Here is a 23,853-nt window from a genome sequence, read left to right as displayed (position 1 = left end):
CGAAGGCACGCGCGGGGACTGCTTAGCGACGGCCGCTCCGTCACGTTTGCGCCAGCGGCGGACATTGGTCGGCTGGCCGAGCGGACGTCATACCGGTTGGAGTCTTCGGATCCGCTATCGACCCGTTGCGGACCTATCCGATTGCCTTGGTCAATCGTCCAGCTAACGTAGAGCTATGGAAATCAACCGCAGAATCGTCGTTGCTGGAGTGGGTTTGACCGTCACTTCACCCCTCCACGCCTCTGCTGCGAGCACGAGCAGCGCGCCGATGTACGGCTTGATCGGGAAAATGACAGCGCAGCCAAGTCGTCGCGACGAGCTGATAAGCATCCTCATCGAGGGAGTCAGCGGTCTGCCAGGCTGTTTGAGCTACATTGTTGCTGCCGACCCTCAGGAGCCGGAGGTGATCTGGATTACAGAAGCGTGGCAGAGCAAGCAGGCGCACGGTGCTTCACTCACGCTCCCGTCTGTCCGGGATGCGATCTCAAAAGGGCGTCCGATGATCGCGAACATGTCGAGGGTGGCCGAGACGGAGCCGGCAGGAGGACACGGCCTCCTCACTCCTGCTCTCTGACATCCGCTTCCACCCTCAGACCCTCGAATGGTCCGCCTGGGGGCGCGAGATTGGCGGCTAAGTCCAGTGCTGGCCTCTCATTTCGCCCCACTGGCGGTGGCCGCCGTGGATGATCCCGAGACTATCCAGCCTTGTTAGTGTCAACAGCGGGCGTTGCTCTGTTGCCAGAAAGCGGACGTTCGACCGGACGGCGGCCTGCAGGCCGCACTCACCAAGGCCGTCTCACGTTTGATATTTCTTGCGTCGTCTGCTGCGGCGGGGCATGAGTCCGCCCAACCTCGGACCGTCCCCCACTTCGTGGAGCGAACGGTGGCTATCCTGACCGCCCATCCGTCAGGAAACCGAGCTGCGAATGCGGCTCATCCAGTTGAACCTCCATGTCTCTAATCGCTTCCACGCGCCAGCAATGGCTCGCTAACCCGCGCCGCGAACTGCTCGCTGGTACGGTCGTCGCCCTCGCCCTGATCCCCGAGGCGATCGCCTTCTCCATCATCGCCGGAGTCGATCCGGCGGTAGGCCTCTACGCCAGCTTCATCATCGCAGTGACCATCTCCATCGTCGGCGGTCGCCCGGCGATGATTTCAGCTGCGACCGGCGCCATGGCTCTGGTCATGGTCACGCTCGTTCGGGACCATGGGCTTGAGTACCTGTTCGCCGCCTCCCTGCTGACCGGGGTATTCCAGATCATCGTCGGGCTGCTGAAGCTGGGCCGCTACATCCGCTTCGTCAGCCGCAGCGTGATGACCGGTTTCGTGAACTCGCTAGCCATCCTGATCTTCCTTGCGCAGATGCCCGAGTTGATCGGCGCCAACTGGCAGACCTTCGCCCTCGTCGCGGCATCCCTGGCGATCATCTACGGCGTACCGCGGATCACGAAGGCGATCCCGTCGCCCCTCATCGCTATTGTGGTCATCAGCGCCTTCGTCATCTGGTCCGGACTGGATGTCCGCACCGTTGGCGACATGGGGCAGATGCCCTCGACGCTGCCGATGTTCCACCTCCCGACCGTCCCACTGACGTGGGAAACCTTCACCATCATCGCCCCGGTCGCGGCGACCCTGGCCTTCGTGGGCCTGCTGGAATCCCTGCTGACCGCCAACCTTCTGGATGACATTACCGACACGCCGTCGGACAAGGACCGCGAGACCCGCGGGCAGGGCATCGCCAACATCGCCGCCTCCCTGTTCGGCGGCATGGCGGGCTGCGCCATGATCGGCCAATCGATCATCAATGTGACCTCCGGCGCGCGCGGGCGCTTGTCGACCCTGTGGGCGGGCCTGTTCCTGCTGTTCCTGATCCTAGTGCTTCAGGACTGGGTGGCGCGCATTCCGATGGCCGCGCTGGTGGCGGTGATGATCATGGTCTCGGTCGGAACCTTCGACTGGAAATCAGTGCTGACCCTGCGTTCAACCCCAGTCCAGTCCTCCATCGTCATGCTGGCCACCACGATCACGGTGGTCGTCACGCATGACCTGTCCAAGGGCGTGGTGCTGGGCGTGATCCTGTCGGCTATCTTCTTCATGCGGAAGCTGGGCAAGACCATCGTCGTGCAGGAAATCGAGACTCCAGAGCCCGGCGTGCTGCGCTATCACGTCAGCGGCCAGTTGTTCTTCGGCTCGGCCGACGTCTTCGCCGCCTCGTTCGAGCATCATGGCCAGCCGACTCGCGTCGAGATCGACATGAGCGACGTGCATCTGTGGGACCTCACGGCCGTCGTCGCCGTGGACAAGGTGGTGTTCCGCTATCGCCGTCAGGGCGCGGAGGTGCGTCTCATCGGCATGAACGAGGCTGCGCAGTCGCTGATCCAGCGTGTCGGCAAGCACGACAAAGCGCACCTGCCTGTCGGCATTGCTCACTGACTAGAACGCGTCATGAAAGGACGTCCGGCCCGTCGGCGACCTCAGGACCACTTGCCCCAGAGGAGACATTCAGCCTTGGCCCCGTCCTGCCCGCGCTAGAGATATCCAAAAACCCATCAACAGCGTTGAAGCCGCTTTAGTTTGGCATCCGGTCAGGGATGAACCGTGAGGTACATCCGGACGAGTTCGGACAGGCTTCCGGCCTGCATCTTGGCCATGAGGTTGGCGCGATAGACTTCCACGGTCCGCGCGCTGATCTCGAGATCATAGGCGATGACCTTGTTGGCGTGGCCCTGAACCAATCCTGCGAGCACGTCGCGTTCCCGTCCTGACAGGGCGTCGAGACGCGCCGCCAGCATCCGCTTCTCGGCTTCGGCCGACGCCGTCTCGCCCGCTCGATCCGCCGCACGCTGGATCGAGGCCAGCAGGACCTCGTCGTCGAACGGCTTTTCAATGAAATCCACCACGCCTGCGCGCAACGCCTCCACGGCCAGAGGCATGTCGGCATGGCCAGTGATGACGATTACAGGTTCCCCGGAACCGTCCGCCTGTAATCGGCGCGCTAGCTCTATCCCGGTCATGTCAGGCATGCGGACATCCGTGATAATGCACCCGGGCTGTCGGTCTTTCACGGCGAGAAAGGCGACGGCGGACTCGTGGGTTTGCACGCATAGTCCGGCTGTACTCAGGAGGAAGGCGATCGAATCCCTCACAGCGGCGTCGTCGTCGATGACGTGCATGATCGGAGCGTTTGTCATGCGAGCTCTTCCTCAAGTCGGGCGCGATGAAGCGTGAAGTGAAAATCCGCGCCTCCAGCGGCGTTGGCCTCGAACCACAGGCGCCCGCCATGGGCTTCCATTATGGTCCGCGATATCGAAAGCCCAACCCCCATGCCGGTCCGCTTCGTCGTAATGAAGGGCTCGAACAACTGGGCCGCCACATCGGGATCAATCCCCGCCCCCGTGTCGGAAACCGTGACCTGAACATGATCCTCATCCAGCGCCGAGGCGGATATGGCCAGGTCTCGTGTCCCGCCGTCCTGCATGGCGTCCATAGCGTTTCGGATCAGATTGAGCAGTACCTGCTGGATTTGAACCCTGTCGGCGATGACGAGGTCAGCGGACGGATCGAGGGCGAACCGCACCTGAACGCCGTGCTCGCGCGCCCCGACCAGCGCCAGTGCGCTGGCCTCCTCGATGAGCGAATGCAGGTTCTCGATCCGCCTTTCAGTCTCTCCCCGGGCGACGAACTCTCGCAGGCGCCGGATGATCACGCCGGCGCGCAGCGCCTGGTCAGCCGCCCGGTCCACGGCGTCGGAAATGCGATCGGCCGGCGCATTCTCCGCTCGAAGCAGTCGCCCCGCGCCCTTCAGATAGTTGGTGATGGCGGTCAGCGGCTGGTTCAGCTCATGAGCGAGCGCTGACGCCATTTCGCCCAGCGCCGTCAGACGCGAGACCCGGATCAGGTCTGCCTGAAGCTCCTGCATCCTGGCCTCAGCCTGTTGGCGTTCCGTCAGATCCCGCACAAACCCGGTGAAGAAACGTCCCTCCTTGGTCCGCATCTCCCCGACGGCGAGTTCCAGAGGAAAGTCGGACCCGTCCTTGCGACGCCCGACCACGACGCGCCCTACGCCGACGATCCGGCGCTCTCCGGTCCGGTAATAGCGTTCAAGATAGCTATCGTGCGCTTCGCGATGAGGGGCGGGCATCAACAGGCTGACATTCTGCCCGATGGCTTCAGCCGCAGTCCAGCCGAACAGCCGTTCTGCAGTGGGGCTGAAGGCTCGCATGGCCCCCTTCTCGTCGATAAGGATCATAGCGTCAGGCACGGTATCCAGAATCAACCGTAGATGGGTCTCGCGCGAGGAAAGCTCCTTCAGAACCCGTTGGAACCACTCGCCTCCCCAGGTCACGGCGCCCGCGACGACGAGGAAGAGCACGGCTTCCGCAAGATGCGGCTGACCGTCCCCCAGAAGCAGTCCCGTCGCGACGCCCAAGCTGGCGGCCAAGGCGCCGGGCCAGACGCCGCCCAAGGCTGAGCCCGCCACCACGGCGGGCACAAAGACCAGAAAGGACAACCGGACGTCGAAGAGGGACGGCAGACTTGCTCGCGCCCACGCGCCCATGAGGATCAGTATGAGAACCGTGGCGACCGCGAGCCAAGGCGAAGACGGCCTCACAAGGGGAGAAGACGAATGAAAGACGCGCATCGTCCGATTTCTATCCTTGTTCACCAATGGGCCGCGCCTCCGGAATTTCCCCTAGGGTCAAGACCCGGATACCGCGTTCAGGCCGCCCCTTCTACATCGGCCTCATCCTCTTTCGCCGGACGAACCGGCCCGGGACACCCCGGTTTCAAGGACCAAGGCCATGAGCGCCCCACTCGTCGATCTCTCCGTCCACCACCAGCCCAAGGGACTGTCGGACCGCGTCGCCTTCGGCTTCACCAAGCTGCTGCGCTTCTGCGCCGATACCTTCTTCGCCAAGCGATACGGACATCGCGCTGTCGTGCTGGAAACGGTCGCGGCCGTGCCCGGCATGGTCGGCGCCACCATCAACCATCTGAGCTGTCTGCGTCGGATGTGCGACGACCGGGGCTGGATCAAGACCCTGATGGACGAGGCCGAAAATGAACGCATGCACCTGATGACCTTTATCGAGATCTCGAAGCCGACGCTGTTCGAGCGGTTCGTCATCGTCTCGGTCCAGTGGGTCTTCTACCTTTTCTTCTTTGGTCTCTATCTCGTGTCCAACAAGACTGCCCACCGGGTGGTCGGCTATTTCGAGGAAGAAGCGGTGATCAGCTACACCCACTACCTCGCCGAAATCGACGAAGGGCGCTCGCCCAATGTACCGGCCCCAGAGATCGCCAAACGCTACTGGAACCTTCCTGACACTGCGACCCTGCGCGACGTCGTCCTCGTCGTTCGCGCGGACGAGGCCCACCACCGGGACGTCAACCACGGCTACGCCAACGAGCTCGGGGGATTGCCCGTCCAGGCCGTGGCGCCCTGCCCGCCTCACGCTGCTCTGGAGCCGACCTGGAAGACTGCGGCCTGAAGCCTCGCCTCTCCGTCGAGCCGTCTGCCCCCTCACATGCGCGGACATCTATGAAGCGCCGCGCGTGTCCTGCCGACCTGACCCGGCTTGGGCACGCCGCCGACAATCCTGCGGCCTGAACGACCGCGTTTTCCAGTTTCCAGTTTCCAGTTTACCGAGGACACCTACTGATGTCGCAAGCCCTCAGCGAGCGGACGGTCACGATCGTCAAAGCCACAGTTCCAGCCCTTGAGGCCCATGGCCTGGACATTGTCCGGGAGATGTACGCCCGGATGTTCCAAAATCCGGAAATCCGCGATCTCTTCAATCAATCCCACCATGGCGATACTGGCTCCCAGCCCCGGGCGCTCACAGGCGCCATCCTCGCCTATGCCGCCAATATCGACAATCTCGGCGCGCTGACGGCCGCAGTTGAACGCATTGCGCAGAAACACGTCGGGCTGCAGATCATGCCGGACCATTACCCTCATGTCGCAAGCGCCTTGCTTGGCGCCATCGGCCATGTCCTGGGCGAGGCTGCGACCGAAGACGTTCTCGCTGCCTGGGGCGAGGCCTACTGGTTCCTCGCGAACATCCTCATCACACGCGAGGCGGCCCTCTACGAGAACCTCGCCGCCGCCGAAGGCGGATGGAACGGCTGGCGCGCCTTCGAGGTGGCGGAAGTCCAACCCGAGAGTTCGGTCATCACCTCCATCATCCTGCGGCCGGTCGATCGCGGACCGGTGCTGGCTCACAAGCCTGGGCAGTACCTCACCTTCTGGCTTGACCTGCCCGGGCACTCGCCGATCAAGCGCAACTATTCGATCTCCTCCGCGCCGAACGGGGAGACCTATAGGATCTCAGTGAAGCGGGAGCCGCATGGTCTCGCCTCGACCTGGCTCCACGAACACGCCCGGCCCGGCAAAATTCTCAAGGTCGGCGCGCCGGCGGGCGACTTCTTCTTGCCGGAGGATCCGCAACGACCCATCGTGCTCCTGTCTGGCGGCGTCGGCCTGACCCCCATGGTTTCGATGCTGGAGACGCTGGCGGCCCGACAACCGCAAGCCGGGGTTCACTATGTTCACGGCGCGCGCGATGTCGCCTCCCACGCCATGGGCGATCATGTTCGCCGGCTCGCCGCAGCCATTCCCGCCAGCCGCAACACTGTCTTCTACGAAAGCGTACCGGAGGCCGCGAACCTGGCCGCTCACGAACGGACGGGTCGGATCTCAGGCGCCTGGCTGGCCTCGGAGACCCCGGTGAACGAGGCCGACTATTACCTGTGCGGCCCCCGCCCCTTCTTGCGGGCTCTGGTCTCCGAGCTGGTCGCCATCGGGGTGCCCGCCGATCGCATCCACTATGAGTTCTTCGGCCCTGCCGACGAAGCCCTGGCGGCCTGAGGGCCGCCCTCTCATGGTCTGCCGATGTCGGACGTCCTCGATCCGGCGTGTCAGTCGTCCGATCACCGGCGCCATGAATCGGAGCAGGCGCCCAAACACCTCAAGGGCCGCGCCATCGCCGTGGCCATTGTCGGCACGCCACTGGCTCTTTCGATCGGCATTCCCGTCGGCACGATGGTCAGCGGCGTGATCGGCCGGCGAGCCGCCTTTCTGGTGTTGATCGGCCTCAGCCCGCTGCTCGCACTGATCGGTTGCGTGATCTTTCTGAATCGGAAGGCAGGTTTCGCCTAAAAGCACATTCGATTGAGTTCCGGATGCGCCTTGAGCCATCATTGGCGCGCGGCCCAAAATGAGGACTCTTGGCAGCCGCATGAAAAACAGTCTGAGAGTCGCACCACCTCGGACTCTATAGATAAGTCATGAATGAAGGCGCGCTAGCGACCTGTGAATTCACGATATTTGCGGGTCAGATCGCCGCAGATCAGCCTATAGTTCTAATGCGGTCCGTTCTCTAGGCTAGCAACGCCCCGCAACAGGAACTCCGTCACGCATGCCCCATACCCTGCTGCTGCTCATTCCGTTCGGGGCGCCCTTTGTGGCGGCAATGATGGCGATCTTTCTGCCGTCACGCGCCCGGAACGCCGCAGCAGCACTGGCCTGGCTGACGTCTCTGGCGGGCCTGCTCTGCCTGGTGGCCCTTTTCCCCGCCGTCGCCAGCGGAGAGTCTGTGCGCTGGTCCACGCCCTGGATGCCCACGTTCGGCGTCCACTTCACCCTGCGGATGGATGGTCTGGCATGGCTGTTCGCAGTCATGGTGCAGGGCATCGGCGCCCTCGTGGTGCTCTACGCCCGCTACTACATGTCGGCCGACGATCCGGTCCCGCGCTTCTTCGCCTTCCTGCTGGCCTTCATGGGCGCGATGACCGGCATGGTCATGGCCGGCGACCTGATCCAGTTGGCCGTCTTCTGGGAGCTAACCAGCCTCTTTTCCTTCCTGCTGATCGGCTATTGGCACCATAGCGCGTCGGCCCGCGACGGGGCGCGGATGGCGCTGACCGTTACGGCGGCGGGCGGTTTGTGCCTGCTGGCCGGGGTCGTTGTGCTGGGCCGCATCGTCGGCAGTTTCGATCTGGACGCGGTGCTGGCGTCGGGCGAGATCATCAAGAACAGCCCCTGGTATCTGACCGCCCTGCTTCTGATCCTGGCGGGCGCCCTGACCAAGAGCGCGCAATTCCCGTTCCACTTCTGGCTGCCCCGCGCCATGGCCGCTCCGACCCCGGTCAGCGCCTATCTGCATTCGGCGACCATGGTGAAGGCGGGCGTCTTTCTGATGATCCGCCTGTGGCCGGTGCTGGCGGGAACCGACGCCTGGTATGTCATCGTCAGCACTGCGGGGATTGCGACCCTGTTGTTCGGGGCCTGGAACGCCGTCTTCCAGAACGACCTCAAGGGCCTGCTGGCCTATTCCACCATAAGCCATCTCGGGCTGATCACCCTGTTGCTGGGGCTGGGCAGTCCGCTGGCGGCCGTGGCGGCCATCTTCCACACGGTCAACCACGCCACTTTCAAGGCCTCCCTGTTCATGGCCGCAGGGGTCATCGACCACGAGACCGGCACGCGCGACATGCGCAAGCTCAGCGGTCTCAGGCGGTCCATGCCGGTCACGGCGGCCCTGGCCATCGTCGCCGCCGCCGCGATGGCCGGGGTGCCCCTGCTGAACGGCTTTCTGTCCAAGGAGATGTTCTTGGCCGAGGCGATCGCCCATACCGGCGGGCGCCACCTGAACCTGGCCTTGCCGGTTCTGGCCACGGTCGCAAGCCTTCTGAGCGTGCTCTATTCGGTGCGCTTCATTCACCAGACCTTCTTTGGCCCGCCGCCCGTCGATCTGCCCGAGACCCCGCATGAGCCGCCGCGCTGGATGCGCTTCCCGATCGAGGTTCTGGTGGGCCTGTGCATCATCGTCGGCGTTCTTCCGGCTATCACCATCGGCCCGGTTCTGGCCGTCGCCGTCCGTTCGGTGCTGGGCGAAAACGTCCCCTATTACAGTCTGGCGGTCTGGCACGGCTTCAACCTGCCGCTGGTGATGAGCGCCATCGCCTTGATCGGCGGCGTCGTGGCCTACAGGCTGCTGGGTCCGCGCATCAACGCCAGCGAGCGCCCCTGGGTGGTCGGACGTTTCAACGGCGCCCGCGCCTATGACCGGGTCATGCGCGCCTTCAAGGGCGGCGCCGAGTGGATCGTGCGTCGCCTCGGCGCCACACGACAGCAGGCGCGCCTGCGGGCCATCATCCTGACCTGTATGCTGGCGGCGGCGCTGGCCAGCGGCGTGGCGGGCCTCGGCTTTGATGAGGCCGGGCTGACGGTTCATCGTCCCGGCTTGGGCTTCACCCTGTTGTGGATCATCGGCGGCGCCTGCGCGATCGCCGCCGCTTGGCAGGCCAAGTATCACCGTCTGGCCGCCGTGGTCCTGGTCGGAGGGGCCGGCCTGGTCAGTTGCCTGACCTTCGTCTGGTTCTCGGCCCCCGACCTGGCCACGACCCAGATGCTGGTCGAGATCGTCACTACCGTCCTGCTGTTGCTCGGCCTGCGCTGGCTGCCCAAACGCCTACCCGACCTCGCTTCGCCCAAACAGGAAGCCAAGGCCCGCTGGCGGCGTGTGACGGACCTCGTCATCGCGATCATCGCCGGCGCCGGCGTGGCCCTGGTCGCCTTCGCCGTCATGACCCGGCCGTCGGCGTCGCCGCTGGCTCGCTACTTCCTGGATCACGCCTATTCCGAAGGCGGCGGGCGCAATGTGGTGAACGTGCTGCTGGTCGACTTCCGAGCCTTCGACACCCTGGGTGAGATCACGGTCCTGGGCATCGTCGGACTGACGATCTGGGCCCTGCTGCGGCGTTTCCGTCCGGCGTCGGACAGTCTCGGCCATACCGAGCAGAAGCAGCACCAGGACCACAGCGATGATCGCCGCGAGGATCGCGAGCTGGGGGACACCCTATCCGAGACCATGCTGATCCCGCGCGTGGTGATGCGCTGGCTCTTCCCCTTCATCATCCTGCTGGCGCTGCATCTCTTCCTGCGCGGGCATGACCTGCCCGGCGGCGGCTTCGCGGCGGGGGTGGCGCTGTCGATCGCCTTCATCCTGCAATACATGGCCTCGGGCGCCCGCTGGGTTGAGGAACGGCTGGAGATTCGGCCCCTGGTCTGGATCGGCGGGGGGCTGCTGATCGCGGCCCTGTCGGGGGTCGCGTCCTGGCTGTTCGGCTATCCGCTGCTGACCTCCTGGTTCACCTATGTCGACCTGCCGCTGATCGGCAAGACGCCGCTGGCGTCCGCGGTCGTGTTCGACGCAGGCGTGGCCCTGCTGGTGGTGGGGGCGACGGTCCTTATGCTGGTCGCCATCGCTCACCAGTCCCTCCGCAAACCGCGCGCCGTCGCGCCCGCGACCACTGATGAGGAGAGCGTCTGATGGAACTGGTCCTCGCTCTCGGCATAGGCGTGCTGACCGCCGCCGGCGTCTGGCTGCTGCTGCGCCCGCGCACCTTCCAGGTCATCATCGGCCTGTCCCTGCTCGGCTATGCGGTCAATCTGTTCATCTTCGCCATGGGTCGCCTGCGCGCGGGCGCGCCGCCTGTGCTGAAGGGCGAAGGGCCGGTTGATCCCGCCGCGTATGCCGACCCCGTACCCCAGGCCCTGGTCCTGACCGCCATCGTCATCAGCTTCGCCCTGACCGCCCTGTTCCTGGTGGTGCTGCTGACCAGCCGGGGCATCACCGGAAGCGATCACATCGACGGACGGGAGCCGGGCGAATGACCGACTGGCAGGACCACCTCATCGTCGCGCCCGTCGTCCTGCCGCTGATCGCGGCGGCGGCCATGCTGCTGCTCAAGGAGCAACGCTATGGGTTGAAGGCCTTGATCAGCCTGCTGTGCTTGGTCGCTCTGGTCGGCGTGGCCTATGCCCTGCTGCACGAAGCAGCCGTCGGCGGTCCCGCGGGCGACGACACGGCCCGCATCTACAACCTCGGCGCCTGGGCCGCTCCCTTCGGCATCACCTTGGTGGCGGATCGGCTTTCGACCCTGATGCTGGCGCTGACAGCCACGCTGGCGGCCGGCGGCTTGCTGTTCTCCTACGCCCGCTGGGACCGGGCCGGACCACGCTTCCACGCCCTGTACCTGCTGCTGGTCATGGGGGTGAACGGAGCCGTTCTGACAGGGGACCTGTTCAACCTGTTCGTCTTCTTCGAGGTCATGCTGGCCGCCTCCTACGGCCTGCTGCTGCATGGGTCGGGCGAAAAGCGGGTGCGGGCCGGACTGGGCTATGTCGCCATCAACCTGACGGCGTCGCTGTTCTTCCTGATCGGGGTCAGCCTGATCTACGGCGTGACCGGTGCGCTCAACATGGCGGACATCGCCAGCAAGGTCGCCGCCATCCCGGACCATGACCGCGCCCTGTTCCATATCGGCTGCGCCATCCTGGGCGTGGCCTTCCTGGTCAAGGCGGCGGCCTGGCCGCTCGGCTTCTGGCTCCCGGGAGCCTATGCCGCCGCCAGCGCCCCGGTCGCAGCGGTCTTCGCCATCCTCAGCAAGGTCGGGGTCTATGTCATCCTGCGCCTGGCCGCCCTGCTGTTCGGCGCCGACGCCGGCGCCTCGGCCGGGTTCGGCAATATCTGGCTACTGGCGGCGGGCGCGGCCACGGTCGTCTTCGGCGCCGCCGGCATGGTGGCGGCGCGACGCCTTGAAGGGGCGGCTGGTTATGCCGTCATGGTCTCCTCCGGCACGGTCCTGGCCATAGCGGGGACGGCTGTGCCTGACGCGGTCGGCGGCGCGCTCTTCTACATGGCGGCCTCCACCCTGGCGGCTGGGACCCTGTTCCTGATCGCCGAGATTCTTGCGCGCGGCGAGGACGTGGCGGCGTCGCCCCAGGATGCGGTCTTCGACGACGAATATGACGACCCCTTCGCCGCCGACGACGTGCAAGAGGTCGGGCGTGTCCTGCCGGCCTCGACCGCCTTCCTCGGCGGGGCCTTCATCCTAGCCGCCCTGGTGACCGTCAGCCTGCCGCCCCTTGCCGGTTTCGCGGGCAAGCTGGGCATCTTCGTCGCCCTCTTGTCCGGCGACGGCGCCCTGTCGCCCGCCAGCTGGGCCCTGGTCGGGGTGCTGACCCTATCCAGTTTCGCCGCCCTGATCGCCCTGACGCGGTTCGGCGTTGCGGGCTTCTGGCGCGAGGACGCCGTGGCGCCGAAGGTCCGCAGTCCCGAGTTCCTGGCCATCGGCGGCCTGGTCCTGTGCTGTCTGTGGTTGAGCGCCGGGGCCGCCGCCGGACTGACCTATGCCGAGAAGACCGGCGAATGGCTGGCTTCGCCCACGGCCTATATCAGCGCCGTGTTGGGAGACGCCGCATGATCCGCGCCCTCCTGCCCCACCCCCTGTTGGCCCTGGGGCTGTTTGCCAGCTGGCTTGTGCTGAGCGGGCCCATTTCGGCGGGCGACGTCCTTGTCGCCCTGATCGCCGCTCTGGCCATCCCCCAGGTCATGCGACGGCTGGAGCCCGACCGATCCGGAGTCCGCTCGCCGGGCGCCATCCTGCGGTTGGCCGGCTATGTCGCCGTCGATGTCGTGCGCTCCAACTACGCCGTGGCCATCATCATCATGGGGCGGCGCAGACGTCAGCGTGTTTCCGGCTTCATCCATGTGCCGCTGGACCTGCGCAACCGTTACGGCCTGGCGGTGCTCGCCATCATCGTGACCAGCACGCCCGGCACCCTGTGGGTCCAATATGACCGGCCGTCGGGGCGCCTGCTGCTGCACGTCCTCGACCTGGTCGAGGAGCAAGACTGGATCGACCTGATCAAGGGTCGTTATGAGCGCCTGCTGTTGGAGATCTTCCCATGACCGCCTCCGCCGTTCTCTATTGGGGGTTGGGCGCGGCCCAGGCCATGCTTTTGCTGGCCATGCTGCTGGCCGCCTTGCGCATGATGCGCGGGCCGCGCGCGCAGGACCGCGTCCTGGGTCTCGACACCCTCTATCTGAACGCCATGCTGCTGATCCTGGTTCAGGGAATGCGCAGCGGGGTCAGCCTCTACTTCGAGGCGGCCCTGATCATCGGCATGCTGGGCTTCACCGCCACCGTCGCCCTGGCCAAGTTCCTGATGCGTGGCGAGGTGATCGAATGACCCCTTCCGACCTACCGCTGTGGGCGGCCTGGACCATCGTCGCCGTCACGGTTTTCGGCAGCCTGCTGGCGCTGATCGGCTCCGTCGGCCTTGTGGTTCTGAAACGCTTCTATGAGCGGGTTCATGCGCCCACTCTGGGAGCCACCCTGGGCATGGCGCTGATCGTCGTGGCCTCGGTCGCCTTCTGGTCACTGACCGAGGGGCGGCTTGCGCTCCGCGACCTGCTCATCGGGGTCTTCCTGACCGTCACGACGCCCGTGACCCTGATCCTGCTGGCCCGCGCCGCCGTCTATCGCGACCGCGTCGAGGGCGTTAAGGCTGCACCGCCGGAATAGGGCGACAGATCGTCACGAGCGCAACGCCGGCCATCTCAGAAGCGTTGCAGATCAAGACCACTAAGATACGGAGTCATCATGGCGGCGGTTTTTGAAGTGACCCTCGGCGCGGAGGACGGCTCCTCGCGGCTGATCCGGACAGAAGCCCTCAGCGCCGATGACGCACGAGACGCCGTTCAGAGCCACCTTCGTCCAGGCGAGACCATCATTTTCGTTGAAGCTGCTGAACTCGATGAACTGGACGAAGACGGCTTGAGAGATCATCCCCAGGATGGGGCTGATCTGAATCTCGCACCATCCCCAAAGACCAGCGATCTTCTCTAAATAGGCACGACTCATCACCCCGTCGTTTGATGCGGCAGACAGCATTATCAGCTTGGGACGGTGCCTGCTTGCTCGCGTTTGAGCAGGCACCCTGACGTCAGACAAGCGCCATCAGCGGACATTGGCACCCGGCCAGTCACGCGACCTTCGGGTCTGCAAACTGAATGTCGCGGGTTCGATTCCTTCAGCCAGCACCGGTAAAATCAGTAACTTACTAGGTTGGGCACCGTGGACTTTCCCGCGAGGGACACACGCAGCTTTGTCCCGAATGGGCTGAAGCCCAGCATTTTCATGCTTTTCGCGGCTGCTCAGGCGGCATCTTCGCCGATGCAGAGGCGTCGAGTGAGGAAGTTCTGGCCTGACGCCTCTCTCTCAGTGAGACGTGCCGACCATGGCCCGCTGGAAGAACGATCCAGCTTGGCCTTGCCGCAGTATTCCGCGGAATAGCCCCCGGCAACAACCTATGAGCGACCGCCACGGGATGGTATCCGATCCGTCTAACCGTCAAGCTGGACTCATGCCGCTCGCTATTATCGATCATCCGGCCGACATTGCGGCGGACTGCAGTGGACCGTCGACGACATCGACCTCCTCGCCCAACTGGTGGCCACGGTCCTGCAGGGCCGCGCGCGGCACGCCGCCAACGTCCTGGCCGGTGCCACCCACCTTCCGGCGACCTCGCCCGAAGGGATGAAGGCGCAGATTCGCGCGGACCTGTTTCCGCACAATCCGGCCAATGTCTTCCACCGCGACGGCCTGTTGTTCGAAATCATCTGCTGGATGGTCTCACGAGAAACCGCCTTGCCGGGCGACGTCATCTCCGAACCGCATACTCGGGCCACACAACAGGGCGTCGACACCTTCAAGGTCACCTGGAACGAGGCCGACCGGTCCCTGATCTCGGCGACCATCTACGAGTACAAATGCACGACCGGCGCCCGGGCGGTGTTCCGAAGCCAGGTCGTCGGCGCCTTCCGGGACTATTTCGACGGCAATCGGGACCCTCAGCTGGTTCAGCAGGCGATCGCCCTGCTCGACGTCTTCCAACTTACGGATCAGGAGCAGATCCAGACTTGGTCCCGGATCGTCTATGACCGGCCGCTGGTGTTCGACGCGGCCCTGACCGTCCAGCCGTCGCCGTTCGGCGCCGCCGCCTGCGTCGACCTTTTCGACCGCTACGCGACCCTCGGCGTGCGGGACCAGCGGCTCGGATCCACCATGCCGCTGGCCGACGTTCGGGCATGGTTCGAGCAGTTCTCCGCGCTCGTCTGGGCCAAGATCGATGTTTGACGCCGATTCCGCACGCCTGATCCGGATGGCGCCCGCGATCGGCGATAACAATCCCCAGACCCTGCCCCAGGACCTGACCCGGGCGTATGCGCAGCTTGTGGCGCTGCGTTTGCGCACCGATGAACCGGACGCGGAAGCCCAGGCCGAGCTCCGCCATGATCGATTGATGAAGATGGCGGCGGTCTATGAAGGTCTGGTCGATACGCTCGCCGATAAGAACCACCGCCGCGGCGCGGCCTTCGTGGCCGCCACCGCCTATCAGATTCTCGGTCGGGTGGCGGGGCCGGACGCCGTCGATCTGCCGGTCCTGAGCCCCGACGCTATCCACCCGCAGGTCGCCGCGCCCCTCCTGTTCATGATCGCGGGCCAGGCCCCCGACGCCCGCGAGGCCGGGACCCGCCTCATCGCCCCGCGCGACGCTTCCGTGCTGGTGCGCGCCCTGGTCGAATCCGTCATCGATCTAGCGCGGGAGAATCTGGACGGCATCCTGTCACGCGCCGCCCGTCTCGCCGAAAGTCGGCCGTCCGCCAGGGCCGGGGTGGTCGATCAGGTCGAGCAGACTCTCTATGGCCTGTGCTGGGCGGGCCTCGTGCAGCTTGCCGCCGCCGTGCTCGATCGGGAGACGCCGCGTTCGGTGTTTCGCCTCGGCGACACGCCGGCCGAGACCTTCCGTCGCGTCGAGACCCTCGCGGCGTCGGATCCCGACGGAGACGGCGGCCCCGGCGTCTCCGTCAATGCCTATGCGGGGCCTCGCCATCTGGCCCGGCTGCTGCGGCATGCGGCCGGCGAATTCATGGGACACGGTCTGGCCGGCCTCGCCGCGCCTGCGGGGGCCGACGAGGCGGTGTGGCGGCCGTGGCTGTACCGGCGCGCCCTCGACAAGCCGATGATCTGGCCTAACCACCGTCAGGCCATCGCCAAAGGCGTGCTCGAACCCGGCCGGTCCGCCGTGCTGGTCCTGCCCACGGGAGCCGGCAAGACGACCCTGTCGGAGCTCAAGATCGCCGCGACCATCGCCAGCGGCAAGACGGTGATCTTCCTGGCGCCGACACTGGCCCTGGTCGACCAGCTCAAGGATGATTTTTCGAAGAGCTTCAAGGACGGCATGGGCGACATCGTGGTCTCAGCCGACGGAGACCTGAGCCTTATCGCCAACGGCCCCAGCCTCAGCGCCATCGAGGTGATGACGCCGGAACGGTTGCTGGCCATGCTCAGCTTCGCCGACGCCGACCTGTCCGACGTCGGGCTGGTGGTCTTCGACGAGTGCCATCTGCTGGCGCCGCAAGGGGGCGGCAGCCGAAGCTTGGACGCCATGCTTTGCCTGCTGCACGCGGCGCGCCGGGCTCCGGACGCCGACTTCCTGTTCCTTTCGGCAATGCTGACCAACGGCGAGGAATTCGCCCGCTGGATCGCCGATCTGACCGGTCGTCCGACGGAATTCTTCCATGACCCCTGGAAACCCAGCCGGCAGGCCCGGGGCGTGGTCATCTATCCGCAGGACGAGCTGGACGCCGTGCGCGCCGCCGTCCTCGCCGGATCGAAGGACCGGACCTTTCCGGCGTCGCCCAACGCCCTGTTCGGCCTGCAGCAGAATTGGGTCGCGGGAGCCGGAGCGGACACAGCGGTCGTAAGGCTGACGGACCGGACCGTACCCCTGACCGCAAACGCCTGGCAGGCCACGCCGAACGCCAACGCCGTCGCCGGCGTTCTGGCCGAGCGCGCCGCCCGCGCGGGCCTCAAGACGATCATATTCGTCCAGCAGGCCGACTATGCGCCGTCCACGGCGAGGACGATCTCCGAGCGCTACGTTGGGCCGTGGAAGCTGACCCCGCTCGAACAGGGGCTGATCGCCGACATCGCCGTCGAGCTGGGGACGGGCGACTCCCTCGTAAACGCCCAGGCTGGCGCAGTGCCTCACAACGGTGACATGATTCCACTCGAGCGACGCTTGGCCGAGTCCCTGTTCAGACGCCCCGATGGCCCGTCGATCATCGTCGCCACCCCCACCCTCGCCCAGGGCATCAATCTGCCGGCCCAGGTCGCCCTGCTCGCGGGCGACAAGCGCGTCCAGATCAACGGCGGCCGAGAGCCGCTGGAGCAGCACGAACTCCTCAACGCCGCGGGCCGGGCCGGCCGCGCCGGCTTCCTCGCCAATGGGACAGTCTTGCTGGTGCCCGAACCGGTGATCGGCTTCACGCCAGGCGTGGCGGCGATCGGCGCCTACGGCAAGCTGCGGTCCATTCTGCCGCTCGACGACCGCTGCGTGGTCATGGAGGACCCGGTCGAGGCCGTCCTGGATCGCATCCAGAACGGCGTCAGAGGCGCGGAGATCGACTATTTCGTCAACCGGATGCGGTTCGGCGAGCCCGGCGAGGCGGATGCGGCCGCCGTGGCCCTGGCAGGACGTTCGTTCGGCGCCTGGCAAGCCCGGGCCCGAGGCGAGACGATCGACGCCGCCGTGACGGCGCTCGAAGCGGTGCTCGCGGACACCCCGGCCGAGGACGACGCGACCGGGGCCCGCGTCGCCGCCTTGACCGGCCTGCCCCGGGCGTCGGTGGCGGCGCTCGCGGCTCGGCTGGGAGACGATCCGGCCGCCTTTCCGCAAACCATTCCGGCATGGGTCGCCTGGATCGTGGCCTTCTTCCGCGCCGAACCGGCGCTGGCCGGCGAAATGGTGGGCGATCTGGAGACAATCAAATCGGTCGTCCGCGGTCGAAAGACAGGGCCGGCCATCACCGACGACGAATGGGCGCGCCTCGACGCGGCGCTGCTGGCCTGGATCGGCGGCCAGACCTTTTCTGACATTGAGCTGGCTTTGGGCGTGGTGCCCGACAGGGTGCGGGCCTGCGGCCGAGCCCGCGACCTCGTGCTCAAGGTGATCAATCGCAATCTCTATATGGTGGCTACCGCCGCGGCCGAGCTTGCGAAACGAAGACTGCCACCGGGCGCGGACGGCGCCACGCCGAATGTGCCGGCCGTGCTGGAGATCCTGCCCTACGCCCTGCGGTCGGGCTATGACACACCCGCCGCGGCCGCCTTCCATCACCTCCAGACCGACATCCGGACCCGCGTCGGCGCTCACCAGGCTTTCGGCGCCGATCCCGTGCTCGCAGCCCTGTCGAATGAGGGGACCTATCGTCAGGTCTACGACCGTGTCGAAACCCATCTCATCCTGCAGGAGATGGAGACGCTCGATGAATGAGGGCCGCGCGCCTCCGGACGAATTGGCTCAGGATCGGCGGCATGTCCGCCGCTGATCTCTGAACATTCCGGAGGAGGATCGCACCTGACCCTCGCGACCTATCGGCTCTGGGAGTGGCTGACCGGCGCACCGTCGGTCAAAAGCCTGGAGGGACGGCTGGTCCGACGGATAGCCGCGCAATGGATCCACCTCGCTCCCCGAAAGAAGACGTGCCGAATCGCCGCTATGAGTCAAAAGCGGCCACAGCACCGGCTAAAAGACTTTCTGAGACACGGGTAGAGGGCCACGGCCCCGGTAACGCTATTTCGAGAGCGGCTAAGGGGCACTTCTAGCGCAGCAGCAATGCGTCCCAGCGCCCTGACGTCACCCGCCTACCCGGCGCGGACAACAAGACGCGAGCAACTAGCGATATACGAGGTCGCCGCCAAAGTCAGTTGCACCCACCCGCATCGTGCCCCATCAATCTAGTTTGAGACAAGTCTCGCGTTGTCGTGATGACGCGAAGCGGCGCCAAAGCGGTTCGGCGAGCAAGCGTAAACGTCGCGAGCCCTGCGATCGCACTATCGCCTTGCCTCTAAAAGACGGGCCGGCCCCACGTCCAAGGCCTCAGCGATAGCCACAATCGTCTCGAGGCTTGGATTTTCTTCACCTCTTTCGATCCCAGCGAGGAACCGCAAAGACAAGTTTGCTTCACCCGCAAGCGTCTGTTGCGACCAAGTCTTGTCGGCGCGATAGCGCCGGATGTTCTGACCCAAGCAAATCTTCCAATCCATCAGCAGATGAGAACATTTGAAAGAGCCACAATGAAAGGTTCTGAAGTGCTAGCAATATATTGCTAGCCACAGCAACACGTCTCCCCTTCTTCCGGACGAAGCAAAGCCCAAGTCGGAACACCGAGAGCTAGAGAAATCGCGGTCATTGTAGCCAAAGAAGGATTCTCCTCCCCGCGCTCTATACCAGCGAGGTAGCGGAGAGAAAGCTCTGCTTCGCCAGCCAAGTCTTGCTGGGTCCACTTCCGAAGAGATTGAAAGCGGAAGACGTTGCGCCCGAGAATAACTCGCCCATCCATCTGAGATGATGTCGCCGTTTGCGAGCACCTATGAAAGGTGATAAGTTGCTAGCAATATATTGCCCGCTCACAGGAGGGCTGATTTGTCATTGTCAGACGCTTCACGGCTCAAGGAGGTCAGCCTTGGTGAGCTCTATCGCTGCCACTCAGACTGGCTCTCATCCCGTCTCCGCGGTCTAGGCGTCACGGGCGTCGACGACGTCGTCCAGGAGACCTACCTCCGCATCGCGCCCTACCAGGCCCGAGGCGAGGTCCGTCACCCGAAGTCTCTCCTGCTCCGGATCGCCACCAACCTCGTGGCCGAGGAAGGCCGTCGCGTCCAACGACAGCGCCTGCACGCCGCCACCACCACCGCTTGCAGCGACGCCGCCTCCCAGACCGAAGCCGTCCTGCTGAAACAGCTCATCCTCAAGCTTCCACAACCCGAGCGAGATATTTTCATGCTCAGCCGCTTCGGAAGTTTGACAAACGAGGAGATCGCAGCGCGACTAGAGTTGTCGGTAAAGACCGTGGAGCGTCGCATCACGCGGGCGCTAAAACAGGTCGATGCTCAACTCCGACGCTAGTCCAGGGGCTGCAATGCCGACTGAGGTGAAGACACGAACGGCCGCCGACGATCAGGCCGCCAACTGGATAGCGCGGCTCGGCACGCGCACCATTTCGCTCGACACCGTCCAGGCCTTCGCCAAATGGCGGGAGATCCCTGAAAACGCGGAGGCCTACCGTCGCGCAGAACAGCTCTGGGCTCAGAGCGGCGCGCTCGCGGGCGACCCGGACATCCAGGCAGCCCTTCAGCAGGCCCAGAAGCGCAGGCCGCGTCGTTTCGGCTCGCGCGAAGTGCGCGCAATCGGCCTGACAGCGGCCTTGGCCGCGACGCTGGCCGCCGGGTTCGTCTTCTGGGAGGGGCGCAACACCTACTCCACCGGGGTTGGGGAACAGAGAACGTTGCAACTGGCCGATGGGTCACGGGTCCGTCTGGACACGGCCTCCAGGATGCGGGTCCGCTTCACCGCCGGTGAACGTCGCATTGAGCTGACGGAGGGACAGGCCCTGTTCGAGGTGGCGCACAACGCCGCCCGTCCCTTCGTGGTGTCAACCGCCGACGCCTCCGTCACCGCGGTCGGGACCGTTTTCGAAGTTCGTCGCGTCGGTTCGGAAACCCGCGTCGTCCTGGTGTCGGGCGCCGTTGACGTCGCTCAGGCCGCTGCACCGGCCGCGCCTCAGAGGCTGAAGCCCAACCAGCAATCGGCGATCCGCGCTGGCGCCGCCAGAATCTCGGCCGTGAACGCTGATGTCGCGACCAGTTGGACCGACGGCCAGCTCACCTTTGTGGATACCCCGCTCGCCGACGCCGTGGCCGAGATGAACCGCTATCTGACGACTCCGATCATTCTGGACGCGCCCTCGTCGGCGAACACCCCGATCAACGGCGTCTTCCGCAGCGGCGAACGGTCGGCCTTCGTCTCCGCGGCCGCCCACCTGCTCGACCTGAAGGTGATCCGGGAGCCTGACGGCACGGTTCGACTCGTCAGCCCAAGGAATAATGAAAAGGGGTGAGGGTCAGACCCTAGCTCAACCGTCTCTACCCCGACGCGCTCCTGCGTCGAGGGGGAGAGACAAGATGACCGCCCACCGTTTCAGCCTTTTCGCGGGCGTGGCCCTAGCCGCCGTATCCGGCGCCGCGCACGCCCAGTCTTCGGCCCCGCCTTCGACATTAGCCCAGGCGCCGGCCCAGACCGTTTTCGCGATTCCCGCCGGACCTCTGGGCGCGGCCCTCAACGCCTATGCTCGCCAGGCCGGCCGGCAGTTGATGTTCACCTCGGACCAGGTCGCGGGCCGTCGGACGCCTGGCCTGAACGCCCGAATGAGCGCCGACGCCGCCCTCGACCAGCTGCTGGCCGGGTCCGGCCTCGTCGCGGTTCAGTCCTCCAGCGGGGCCTGGGTTCTTCAGCGCGCGCCCCGAGATGAATTCACGGACGCCTTGATCGTCGACGACGTCCACGTCACCGGCACCCTGTTGCGCGGTCCGAGCGACACCCCCTCCCCGGTCACGGTGATCCGGCGCGACGATCTCGACCGCACCGGCCGCGCCACTATCGCGGAAGCCTTGGCCGCCCTGCCCCAGAACTACGCCGGCAGCGGCACGCCGACGGCGGCCCTGGTCGGATCGGATCCGATGCAGAGCAATTCCGGGCTGGCGACCGGGGTGAACCTGCGCGGTCTCGGACCGGACTCAACCCTGGTGCTGGTCAATGGCCGTCGCATGGCCGGCGCCGGCGGCAGGGGTGACTTCGCGGACGTGTCGGCGGTTCCGACCGCCGCCGTCGAACGTGTGGACGTCCTGCTCGACGGGGCCTCCGCCCTCTATGGCGCCGACGCCGTCGGGGGCGTGGTCAACATCATTCTTCGGCGGGATTTCGACGGCCAGGAAAGCCGCCTGCGCCTAGGCGCCTCGAAAGGCGGCGGCGAGTCCGTCATCGCCGCCCATACGTTCGGCCGGACCTGGTCGACCGGTCAGGCGCTCCTTTCGTACGAGTTCGAGCGGCAGAATGCGTTGAGCACCACGGACCGCGTCTATACGGCCACGGGCGACCTGAGGCCCTTCGGCGGCACTGACCATCGGACCTATTACGCAGTCCCGGGGAATATCGTCCGCTTCGACAACGCCAGCAGCAGCTACGTCGTCACCCACGCCATCCGCCCGGGGGCCGGCGGCGTCGCGGTTTCGGCGGCGGATTTCGCGGCTGGCCAGCAGAACTACGGCAACACCCGAACAGGCGCCTCCCTCGTCCCGGAGTTCGACCGCCACGCGGCCTATCTCTACGTCAGGCAGCAGGTCGGCGCGCATCTCGAGTTCACAGGCGATCTTCGCTTTAGCCAGCGCGCGTTCGAAACCGAAAGCACCACCCCGACCGTCATCGCGACGGTCACGACGGCGAACCCGCACTTCGTGTCGCCGACCGGCGCGACATCGCACAGCATCGCCTATTCCTTCGGTGAAGACCTTGGGGTCTCGCAACGTTCGGGTCGAGCACGCAGTCTCGGCGCGACCCTGGGCGCGCGGGTCTTTCTGCCCTCGGACTGGGAGGCCGAGGTCTTTCTGACCTATGGGGCGGAGCGGGCCGACGACGGCCGTCGCGGCATGATTCAGTCCACCTTCCTGCAAGAAGCTCTGGGAAACACCGCGGACGATCCGGCGACCGCCTTCTCGGCGCCGCGTGACGGCTACCTCAACCTCTTCGGCTCCGGCGCGGCCAACTCTCGCGCTGTCCTGGACTTCATTTCCAGCGGCTGGAGTCGTTATACCGACGAGAACGAGGTGGCCTCCGCCAACCTCATGGCCCAGGGCACGGCGTTCAGCCTGCCCGCGGGAGATCTGAAGGTCGCGGTCGGCGCCCAGTTCCGAACGGAGGTGCTGAAGAACAGCGGCGTCACCTTCACCTCCGGTCTCAGCCGCCTGTCGACGCGCTCCCCTGACAAGGACCGCAAGGTCGCCGCCGCCTTCATCGAGGTTCGCGCACCGCTCGTCGGTCCCGCCAATGCAATCCCGGGAATCCAGAAGCTCGAGCTTTCTCTGGCGGGACGGTTGGAGGACTATGACGACATAGGCTCCACCGCCAATCCCAAGATCGGTCTGATGTGGACCCCCGTCGAGGATTTCAAGGTCCGCGCCAACTGGGGGACGTCCTTTCGCGCGCCGGCCATGACCGAGCTGGCGCAACGACGCTACATTTCCGCGACCTTCGTCGCTGATACCGTCGGCCAACAGGTCGCCCTGTTTGAAGGGGGCGGCAATCCCGACCTCAAGCCCGAGACCGCGGACACCTTCACCCTCGGTTTCGACTACCGCCCCGGGGACAGGTCATGGCGTTTCGGCGCCACCTGGTTTGACATAGTCTTCTCAGATCGGATCGGGCGTCCGGCGCTCGACAATCTCACCCAGGTCCTGCTGGATCCCACCCTGGCGCCCTTCGTCCATCGGGTCGATCGCAACTCGGCCGCCGACCGGGCGGCTGTAGAGGCGCTGATCAACAGTCCCGACTTCCTGCTGCCGGGCGTGCTTCCCGCAGACGCCTTCGGTGTCATCGTCGATGGGCGTTGGCTGAACACGGCGGCGGTAGAGGTGCGGGGCCTCGATGGTTACGCCGCCTATGATCTGGACCTGGCTGGCGGCGAGCTCACCCTGGAAGCCACGGCCTCCCACATGACCGACTACAAGCGCCGCATTACTTCCGCCGCGCCGACCGTCGACCTTGTCGACACCTACGGCTTCCCGGTCGATCTGCGCGGCGCCCTATCCGGTCGCTGGGTCCGGGACGATGTTTCGCTCCGGGTGGCGGTGAACCATGTCGGCGGCTACCGCGACCTCCTGGAGTCCCGGATCGGCTCCTGGACGACGACGGACCTGCAGGCGGGATGGACGCCCTCGGGCGCATGGGGCGAAGGCCTCAGTCTGACCGCCTCGGTGCGGAATGTCTTCGATGCGGACCCGCCCTTCTATGACGCCGTCACCGGCATCGGCTTCGACGCCGGGCAGGCCGACCCCCTGGGTCGGACCTTCGCGCTGCAACTGACCAAGCGCTGGTAGGTC

21 protein-coding genes and 1 other annotated feature are annotated in these 23,853 nt (G+C 65.6%); of the genes, 17 read left to right on the top strand and 4 right to left on the bottom strand.

Annotation, left to right across the window (positions count from 1 at the left end):
- Positions 1-175: 175 nt before the first annotated feature.
- The gene (locus tag ACI2KI_RS09030) at positions 176-574 is read left to right on the top strand and encodes a putative quinol monooxygenase (RefSeq protein ID WP_404619395.1); all 399 of its coding nucleotides are present in this window, start codon (positions 176-178) and stop codon (positions 572-574) included.
- 277 nt (positions 575-851) lie between these two features.
- Positions 852-917, top strand: a sequence feature (sul1 is cis-regulatory element that is thought to sense ions involved in sulfur or methionine metabolism; They are found in Alphaproteobacteria).
- Between the two features lie 34 nt (positions 918-951).
- Entirely contained in the window at positions 952-2,433 is a 1,482-nt protein-coding gene (locus tag ACI2KI_RS09025; RefSeq protein ID WP_404619393.1) for a SulP family inorganic anion transporter, read from the top strand.
- Positions 2,434-2,585: 152 nt separating this feature from the next.
- On the opposite strand, the gene fixJ is transcribed toward ACI2KI_RS09025, so the two are convergent.
- Positions 2,586-3,173: a response regulator FixJ gene (gene fixJ, locus ACI2KI_RS09020; protein WP_404619391.1), complete on the bottom strand. Its 588-nt coding sequence runs from the start codon at positions 3,171-3,173 to the stop codon at positions 2,586-2,588.
- Positions 3,174-3,187: 14 nt separating this feature from the next.
- Entirely contained in the window at positions 3,188-4,510 is a 1,323-nt protein-coding gene (locus ACI2KI_RS09015) for a PAS domain S-box protein (RefSeq protein WP_313412989.1), read from the bottom strand.
- A 292-nt stretch (positions 4,511-4,802) separates the two neighbouring features.
- Between ACI2KI_RS09015 and ACI2KI_RS09010 the strand changes: the two genes are divergently transcribed.
- From ACI2KI_RS09010 to ACI2KI_RS08955, 12 genes are all read left to right on the top strand, one after another.
- A complete protein-coding gene (locus ACI2KI_RS09010; RefSeq protein WP_313472115.1) occupies positions 4,803-5,492 on the top strand; it encodes an alternative oxidase in 690 nt (229 codons plus the stop codon).
- Positions 5,493-5,662: 170 nt separating this feature from the next.
- Positions 5,663-6,871: an NO-inducible flavohemoprotein gene (gene hmpA, locus ACI2KI_RS09005; RefSeq protein WP_292084019.1), complete on the top strand. Its 1,209-nt coding sequence runs from the start codon at positions 5,663-5,665 to the stop codon at positions 6,869-6,871.
- A gap of 24 nt (positions 6,872-6,895) precedes the next feature.
- A complete protein-coding gene (locus tag ACI2KI_RS09000) occupies positions 6,896-7,162 on the top strand; it encodes a hypothetical protein (RefSeq protein ID WP_313472116.1) in 267 nt (88 codons plus the stop codon).
- A 259-nt stretch (positions 7,163-7,421) separates the two neighbouring features.
- A complete protein-coding gene (locus tag ACI2KI_RS08995) occupies positions 7,422-10,337 on the top strand; it encodes a monovalent cation/H+ antiporter subunit A (protein WP_404619388.1) in 2,916 nt (971 codons plus the stop codon).
- Positions 10,337-10,681 (top strand): Na+/H+ antiporter subunit C, encoded by a 345-nt coding sequence (locus tag ACI2KI_RS08990; protein WP_292084023.1) that lies wholly within the window; start codon positions 10,337-10,339, stop codon positions 10,679-10,681. Before ACI2KI_RS08995 ends, ACI2KI_RS08990 begins: the two co-directional genes overlap by 1 nt.
- Positions 10,678-12,273: a monovalent cation/H+ antiporter subunit D gene (locus ACI2KI_RS08985; RefSeq protein WP_404619386.1), complete on the top strand. Its 1,596-nt coding sequence runs from the start codon at positions 10,678-10,680 to the stop codon at positions 12,271-12,273. Before ACI2KI_RS08990 ends, ACI2KI_RS08985 begins: the two co-directional genes overlap by 4 nt.
- Positions 12,270-12,761 carry a Na+/H+ antiporter subunit E gene (locus ACI2KI_RS08980; protein WP_292084025.1) on the top strand — a complete coding sequence of 164 codons (492 nt, stop codon included), beginning with the start codon at positions 12,270-12,272 and terminating at the stop codon, positions 12,759-12,761. The genes ACI2KI_RS08985 and ACI2KI_RS08980 overlap by 4 nt, the downstream gene beginning before the upstream one ends.
- Positions 12,758-13,042: a K+/H+ antiporter subunit F gene (locus tag ACI2KI_RS08975; protein ID WP_390182753.1), complete on the top strand. Its 285-nt coding sequence runs from the start codon at positions 12,758-12,760 to the stop codon at positions 13,040-13,042. Before ACI2KI_RS08980 ends, ACI2KI_RS08975 begins: the two co-directional genes overlap by 4 nt.
- Positions 13,039-13,377: a monovalent cation/H(+) antiporter subunit G gene (gene mnhG, locus ACI2KI_RS08970; protein WP_404619383.1), complete on the top strand. Its 339-nt coding sequence runs from the start codon at positions 13,039-13,041 to the stop codon at positions 13,375-13,377. The genes ACI2KI_RS08975 and mnhG overlap by 4 nt, the downstream gene beginning before the upstream one ends.
- 78 nt (positions 13,378-13,455) lie before the next feature.
- The gene (locus ACI2KI_RS08965; RefSeq protein ID WP_292084028.1) at positions 13,456-13,701 is read left to right on the top strand and encodes a hypothetical protein; all 246 of its coding nucleotides are present in this window, start codon (positions 13,456-13,458) and stop codon (positions 13,699-13,701) included.
- A 603-nt stretch (positions 13,702-14,304) separates the two neighbouring features.
- Positions 14,305-14,991, top strand: a complete 687-nt coding sequence (locus ACI2KI_RS08960) for a hypothetical protein (RefSeq protein WP_404619381.1) — start codon at positions 14,305-14,307, stop codon at positions 14,989-14,991.
- The gene (locus ACI2KI_RS08955; protein ID WP_404619379.1) at positions 14,984-18,193 is read left to right on the top strand and encodes a DEAD/DEAH box helicase; all 3,210 of its coding nucleotides are present in this window, start codon (positions 14,984-14,986) and stop codon (positions 18,191-18,193) included. The genes ACI2KI_RS08960 and ACI2KI_RS08955 overlap by 8 nt, the downstream gene beginning before the upstream one ends.
- Positions 18,194-18,753: 560 nt before the next feature.
- On the opposite strand, the gene ACI2KI_RS08950 is transcribed toward ACI2KI_RS08955, so the two are convergent.
- A complete protein-coding gene (locus ACI2KI_RS08950; protein ID WP_404619377.1) occupies positions 18,754-18,966 on the bottom strand; it encodes a helix-turn-helix domain-containing protein in 213 nt (70 codons plus the stop codon).
- Positions 18,967-19,028: 62 nt separating this feature from the next.
- Positions 19,029-19,262, bottom strand: coding sequence for a helix-turn-helix domain-containing protein (locus ACI2KI_RS08945; protein ID WP_404619375.1), 234 nt, complete (start codon positions 19,260-19,262; stop codon positions 19,029-19,031).
- Between the two features lie 83 nt (positions 19,263-19,345).
- On the opposite strand from ACI2KI_RS08945, the gene ACI2KI_RS08940 reads away from it, so the two are divergent.
- The 3 genes from ACI2KI_RS08940 (at position 19,346) to ACI2KI_RS08930 (ending at position 23,850) form a co-directional block, all read left to right on the top strand.
- The gene (locus ACI2KI_RS08940) at positions 19,346-19,828 is read left to right on the top strand and encodes an RNA polymerase sigma factor (protein WP_404619373.1); all 483 of its coding nucleotides are present in this window, start codon (positions 19,346-19,348) and stop codon (positions 19,826-19,828) included.
- Between the two features lie 25 nt (positions 19,829-19,853).
- A complete protein-coding gene (locus ACI2KI_RS08935) occupies positions 19,854-20,819 on the top strand; it encodes a FecR family protein (RefSeq protein ID WP_404619371.1) in 966 nt (321 codons plus the stop codon).
- 64 nt (positions 20,820-20,883) lie between these two features.
- On the top strand, positions 20,884-23,850 hold the full coding sequence (locus ACI2KI_RS08930) for a TonB-dependent receptor (protein WP_404619369.1): 2,967 nt from the start codon (positions 20,884-20,886) through the stop codon (positions 23,848-23,850).
- Positions 23,851-23,853 lie beyond the last annotated feature (3 nt).

This window comes from Brevundimonas sp. NPDC046655, assembly GCF_044901625.1.
Lineage (GTDB): Bacteria > Pseudomonadota > Alphaproteobacteria > Caulobacterales > Caulobacteraceae > Brevundimonas.
Note: the sequence above shows the minus strand (reverse complement) of the source record. Positions and strands in the feature narration are given on the sequence as shown.